Origin of the sequence: Microvirga aerilata, from assembly GCF_016743775.1 — a bacterium.
GTDB lineage: Bacteria > Pseudomonadota > Alphaproteobacteria > Rhizobiales > Beijerinckiaceae > Microvirga > Microvirga aerilata.
On sequence record NZ_JAEQMY010000174.1, the window covers coordinates 1 to 5,515 of the forward strand.

6 protein-coding genes and 1 pseudogene are annotated in these 5,515 nt (G+C 59.1%); 3 read left to right on the forward strand and 4 right to left on the reverse strand.

Annotation, left to right across the window (positions count from 1 at the left end):
• The 3 genes and pseudogenes from JKG68_RS30700 to JKG68_RS30715 form a co-directional block, all read right to left on the reverse strand.
• A pseudogene (locus JKG68_RS30700) lies at nucleotides 1-82 on the reverse strand (IS6 family transposase); the annotation flags it as partial.
• A 1,239-nt stretch (nucleotides 83-1,321) separates the two neighbouring features.
• Nucleotides 1,322-1,513: a hypothetical protein gene (locus JKG68_RS30710; RefSeq protein ID WP_202066070.1), complete on the reverse strand. Its 192-nt coding sequence runs from the start codon at nucleotides 1,511-1,513 to the stop codon at nucleotides 1,322-1,324.
• A gap of 813 nt (nucleotides 1,514-2,326) precedes the next feature.
• The gene (locus tag JKG68_RS30715) at nucleotides 2,327-2,551 is read right to left on the reverse strand and encodes a hypothetical protein (RefSeq protein WP_202066071.1); all 225 of its coding nucleotides are present in this window, start codon (nucleotides 2,549-2,551) and stop codon (nucleotides 2,327-2,329) included.
• A 272-nt stretch (nucleotides 2,552-2,823) separates the two neighbouring features.
• Here JKG68_RS30715 and JKG68_RS30720 point away from each other — a divergent pair, with 272 nt between their 5' ends.
• The gene (locus tag JKG68_RS30720) at nucleotides 2,824-3,024 is read left to right on the forward strand and encodes a hypothetical protein (RefSeq protein WP_202066072.1); all 201 of its coding nucleotides are present in this window, start codon (nucleotides 2,824-2,826) and stop codon (nucleotides 3,022-3,024) included.
• Between the two features lie 389 nt (nucleotides 3,025-3,413).
• On the opposite strand, the gene JKG68_RS30725 is transcribed toward JKG68_RS30720, so the two are convergent.
• On the reverse strand, nucleotides 3,414-3,635 hold the full coding sequence (locus JKG68_RS30725) for a hypothetical protein (protein ID WP_202066073.1): 222 nt from the start codon (nucleotides 3,633-3,635) through the stop codon (nucleotides 3,414-3,416).
• Nucleotides 3,636-3,833: 198 nt separating this feature from the next.
• Here JKG68_RS30725 and JKG68_RS30730 point away from each other — a divergent pair, with 198 nt between their 5' ends.
• Nucleotides 3,834-4,094 carry a hypothetical protein gene (locus JKG68_RS30730; protein WP_202066074.1) on the forward strand — a complete coding sequence of 87 codons (261 nt, stop codon included), beginning with the start codon at nucleotides 3,834-3,836 and terminating at the stop codon, nucleotides 4,092-4,094.
• Nucleotides 4,095-4,173: 79 nt separating this feature from the next.
• Nucleotides 4,174-4,422: a DUF6894 family protein gene (locus JKG68_RS30735; protein WP_202066075.1), complete on the forward strand. Its 249-nt coding sequence runs from the start codon at nucleotides 4,174-4,176 to the stop codon at nucleotides 4,420-4,422.
• The last annotated feature ends 1,093 nt before the right edge of the window (nucleotides 4,423-5,515 follow it).

Below are 5,515 nucleotides of genomic sequence, written 5' to 3' on the forward strand. Positions count from 1 at the left end.
GAAACCGGAAGTACAACCAGACCGCATGGGCGATGATCTCTGGTGGGAAGCGATGGCGCTTGTAGCTGACGGGCTTGGTCATGCCGCAGCTATTAGGCCACAAGCTGCTGACCAAAAGTTACCGTGACATCACCGAAAAATCATCCCCACGGACAAAGGATTCAAGAGAAGAGGAGAAAACGGCATTCCTCCAGAAGCCTCTGAGCCTCAAATTCAACCCGAAAACACCTGGAAAAACCGAAGAAGGGCTATCGGCAAAGCCGGGGGAGTTTAGTGGGAAGGAAAGAGCCAGATTCTGATGCCGCGAAAGGACAGGTCATGGAACATTGGCAGCCCGTCGTTACGGCGCCACGGAGCGGCGTTCCTCTGATCCTTTGGATCGAGGATGAAGAGGCACCGCCAACCTACCCGGTCACCATCGGTGCATGGGTTGCGGACGACATCATGGGGAGAAGCTACTGGCGCGTCTTCAGCGGAGTATATCGTACACATTGTTACTTCGATCAGCACATCCGCGGGTGGATGTGGCTTCCGCGCGCTGGCCGTGCCTGATCATCCTTGAACGGGGTGAGATTCTGAAAGGACGCACCAATGCGCGGGATAGACTAGCTGGCTTTGCTCTTTTGGACAGTGATCCTGCTCGGGGGTGCTGTCGTTGCAAAGCTGCATGCAATCTCATGACCTGCAAGCCACACCCGATTATAGGACATTCGGCTGAGCCGAGGGTGAGAGTAGGGTCAAGTTGGATTCTGAGATGACGGAACAGCAATGACAGACAGATAGCTTCATGTGAGTGCTGCGCCACGCGACGGAACGCCAGTAATCCTATGGATTGAGACCCCGAAGCTCCTCCGAGCTATCCCATCACTATCGGCGCTCGGACGCCGGACGCCGAGGTCCGCGCGAGCTACTGGCGTGTTTTCGCAGTCGAGTATGGAGCAACGGCCTACTTCGATCCGCATATCCGCGGCTGGAAGCCACACCCGCGCCCTGGCGATGCCTGACGAACTCCGCTCCCCGATCAAGCACCACCTCGTTCTGCACCGGATCGACCCGGAGCAGGGGGGCGGGGCCTCTACAACCTGCAAAGAAAAAGCGCCCCACAAGGGAGCGCTTCGAAGGTGCCGGCCCGTGGGGGCAGAATGGGGCCGGAGATAGGCATCAACGCCCTCGTGACACTTTGGTTCAAGCGTGAGTGAAATTTTTGCGATGAGAAAGCTGCGCTTGGACACAATTGAAATTTTCTTCGTCTGTACGGACGACCTGCGGGAGGCGATTGTCACCCTCTCCGGATGGGGTGCGCTGAAGAACGGGCTGGCGGCTAGTTCGTCTTGAGGCTCGCTGGTGTGACGAGGGAGCGGAAAGTTGGCTCATCCTGCGGCTTGGACACAGCGACGGCGGGGGAGCCAAACTTCGGGAGAATGGGCGCTGCGATGATGCCTGCGACGAGGGCGAATGCTGCAATAGTGAGCCCCACCCGTCCGTAGACAGCCACCAGATCCTTGCGCGTCATACGAAGCCCTTGGGTTGTTGCGGCTGCCGCGAGCGTAACTGTTCCCAGGCGATTAGCAAGAGCGCTGCTCCAAGACCCCCTGTACGCTTCTCCCCCCATTACTACGGGTTTGGATAACGAGTGCCCGTGACTTTGGATCGTTTGCACAGAGTGCGGGGAAAGGCGTCCGGGCACCTTAGACATCTGATTCAAACATTAACGGACTCATTGCGAAGCCATGTGTAGGCGTTTCATGCTTCGCTGAGTTCTATACGGCGGCCGCTGGCAGGCATTGTCCATGCAGGAGGTGAATGTTGCGTCGGGACAGGAATGGCCGTGTGTGGCCTCCTAATGCGGTTCTGATGGTGTCTAGCCAAAGAAGAGGTGCGGGGCACCCACAACCATAATCCCGCAGAAGATGGCCAGGGCCACCATCATGAGCGCTGTTGAAATGACCTTGTGTCGAGTGTTCTCTCTCTTGGACATAGGAGCCCTAACGGCTGGGGCTTGGATCCGATCCCTAGACGATTAACATTTGTTAGTCCCAACAAGGAACACAACCATCGGTAAGGCTCTTCCTAAAGGGTAACCACCATAGATGAAGCTATGTCGGATAGCCCTGCGCCTCAGCCTGATATTCCAGCTCCCTCACCTGAGCCGTTGGTGCCACCATCCGGTCCGCCAGGGCTGCCAGGTAACGGCGAACCTGTCGGTATTCCGCCAACCACTCCCAGCGAAGTTCCTGGTCACGGAGAGCCGCTTGGTGTTCCTCCGGCCGCGCCTCAGGAAGTGCCAACCAGACCCAGCTTTCCGCAGCCCCGAAGCTGATCCGTCTCAGGTCACCTGGAAGGCTCGCCGGGCTCGTTCCCGGATCTCGTCCAGCTCGTCCTGCAAGGAATTGATCTGCCCTTCCACCTCTTCGAAGGAGTTGCACTCCGGCGTGATGAGCAGACGCCCATCCTCGCCCCGGGTGTAGCGCAGGAGGGCAATCCTGATGCCTGCCGGGTTATCGGGAGTGCCGGGCTGAATATCCAGCTCAAAGGCTCCGAATAGGTGCATGGACTCTTCTCCTCGTGGCTTTGGTTCCGTACCAGTTCTGGACCGCTCCCGGATCGGTGGGGAGGGTGCCACCTCTTCCCATCACTGTCAGTCTCTGAGCGTAACCTCATCCCCGTCCGCGTTAGCGGCAGGCGGGGTGTGGTGAAGCGGTGTTGGAGAGTGTGCTTAGCCAGAGACCATCAGAGAGGCCGCAAGCGCACGGTTCTTGATGCTGGAGGCTCTATGCTCGTGGCATGTCTGCTGAAGGCTGTCAGCGAGGTGGCTGGTCCTCGATGAGCACCGCTCCGCACGACGGCACACCTGTGATCCTCTGGATGGCTCAAGACGAGGCTCCTCCGAGCCTGCCGGAGCCTGTGGGCTTTTGGACCGTCAACCCTACGGCAGGCGTCGGCTACTGGCAGATCTTCGGACATCCTCCGCGCTTCTGCTCCGACCAGCAAATCCGCGGGTGGAAGCCGCTTCTTCACACCTGAGACAATCGTCCACGAATTTCCGATAAGATCCGGCATGGAACTGCTCTGAAAAGCTACGGAATATTTACCTTGGCTGTTGCAGACTGCATGTACCGGGGGACCTTACCCTCCGTAAATGTCCTGGCTGAGGTTTCACGACCCCTCGGCCGGGGCCACAGGCGCCCTAACCGGAGGTCCGCAATACCCCTCGGTTAGGGCGTCTTTATTGCGGTCGCGGGCTCAATGTCCGACGCGCACTCTGACAGCCAAGCCTCGCACCAGCATCGAGACTTAGGAGGGGCCGGTCGAAGCGCCGTGACCTTTGCTGCCCTGCAAGGCTCCGCGAGCGCCAAGGCACCCCTTGGGCCGCTGGAAGCAGCGGCCTTTTCTTTGAGGGGAGCGCCGCGTCGCTACAGGCTTCTCCAGGTGCGCATTGCTTTGGCTGCCGGATCATCGTTCTCGTGTGACGACAGGCAGACAAGATAGACCGCCATCCATGCGAGAACCGCCACCCCGAAGGCGGCGATAACGAGCAAGGCGGCGCGTACTATTCTGTTGTCGTGCAATACCTGGGAGTCAGCGGCTCCGAGCCTCTGCTCCGCTTTGGTCCAATCGCGATTTTTGAGTTTCATAGTGCCCCCGAGCTTTGGGATCTACCATCCGCCTCGGCGCGTGAATATCAGCCAGGTGGCCTATGACTGCCGCTGGTCCGGAAAGACCCCTGCGCGAGTGCGCAGAACGCCATGTAGGTGAGACAGGAGCAGCAAGCGACACGGATAAGGAGCAGGGATCCGTGATAAGCTTTGACCTCCAAGAGGTCGGAGGGCGCCATGTTCGATGCAGGCGACTGGATTGACCGGTTCGTGAAAGCTGGAGGGCGGATCGAGATCGACTGGCTTACGATGCACGCGCTGGAGCCGGTCTCCGCTGAGTGCCTCGCCATCTGGAACGAAATCAAGCCCCCTGCTGCACGTGACCGAACCGGGTGGAAAGCTGTTGAAGCCGAGCTCCGTCGCAGGGTGGGCGACGTTGGACCCGTATCGTTCATCTATCCAGATGACGTCCGTGAAAACCCGGAAGCGGTTCCGTAATTTCGATACCCGCGTTTGAAACCGAGAACAAAGACCCCCGCCGACAGTTGATGGTCGTTGTTCCTGCCCCGGAGTACCAGTGCCCCGCTTCTTCTTCGACACATACGACGGCGATAGCCTCGTCACAGATGACGAGGGGCTGGAGCTTGGAGACCTTGAGGCGGCCAAGATCGAGGCCCAAACCACCCTGCCGCACATGGCCAGGGACAAGCTCCCTGATGCTGACCAGCGCGTTTTCATGGTCAGCGTGAGGGATGAGGCTGGGCAGGTAGTCATGCGCCTCGCCCTGACAATGGTGGTTGAATACCCGTCCCAAACCCCGAAATAGCGCCGCTTAGCCCTCTGTATGGAACTGCTCTGAAGCAAGCACGGATTATTTACTCTGGCCGTTGCAGGATGTGTGAACCGGGCGCGTTGCGTATCAGCCCGATCCAATGCGGGGTCGCCCCTCCGCTGACGCCCTGGCTGAGTGTCTTGAACCGTCCTCGGCTGGGGCGTCGTTATTTCTGGGTTACCTCCCATTCCAGAACGCGAGCCTTTAGGACTAAAGGCTCATCCGTTTGCTCCATTGTAGAGCCGCCGGAACAGCGTAGCCTCAGTGATGTGGCGTGGCGTAGTAGCAGTTCCCCTTCCAGCCACACACGCCTCGGCCGAAGGTATCCGAACCTCCTTCGGCTGGGGCGTCTTTGCATCCGCAATTTCGTTTTATGAAGCGTCACGATGGGCGCGCAGGATCCGCGCCCTTTCGGCTTCCCACTCGCTCCGTTGCTTCCGCTCCAAGCGGCGGTCGGCGTCTCGGTTCGCGGCTTCGCGGGCTTGCTTGCGCTCCGCGTCAGAAAGAGGACGAGCCTTAGTCTGGCTAACTCCGCCGCAATCACAGGAGATCAGCGAAAACCGCCATCCTCACCTTCCGCAACCAAGAGGGAAAAGCAGTGGGGGCAGATCACCCCGTCTTCCATTGCCTCAGACCATTCGCCCATGTGGTTCCTCCCTCTTTTCAGCCGTGAGGGTAAGGGAGAAGCAAGGCAGGCGCCAAGAGGGGATCGAGCGCGCGTGAAATCCGCTCCACAATTTCGCATAAGCCCATGTATGAAACCGATAATCGGCGATGCTAAGACCGCCGGAGGCGGCGGGGGGAGCCATCTCCGGCGGTCCGACCGCGCAGACGCAGGGGCAACAGGCGACGGTCATCCTCACGCTAGTAGCCGGCAAAAAGGTTGGGATCTGCCTTCAGTCTGATGATCGTCTAGACCTTGGTCTGCGGTGCTCAGTTGCGGCCGCGATTTCGCATAATCCGTTGTATGGAACAGGCTAGAGTATCCGTATTGATCAAGCGGGTTTTGGGGACCAGTTTCGCTGATCTCGCAAGAGCGCATTGGCCAGGATGATGAGCTTTCGCATGATGGCCGTCAGGGCCACTT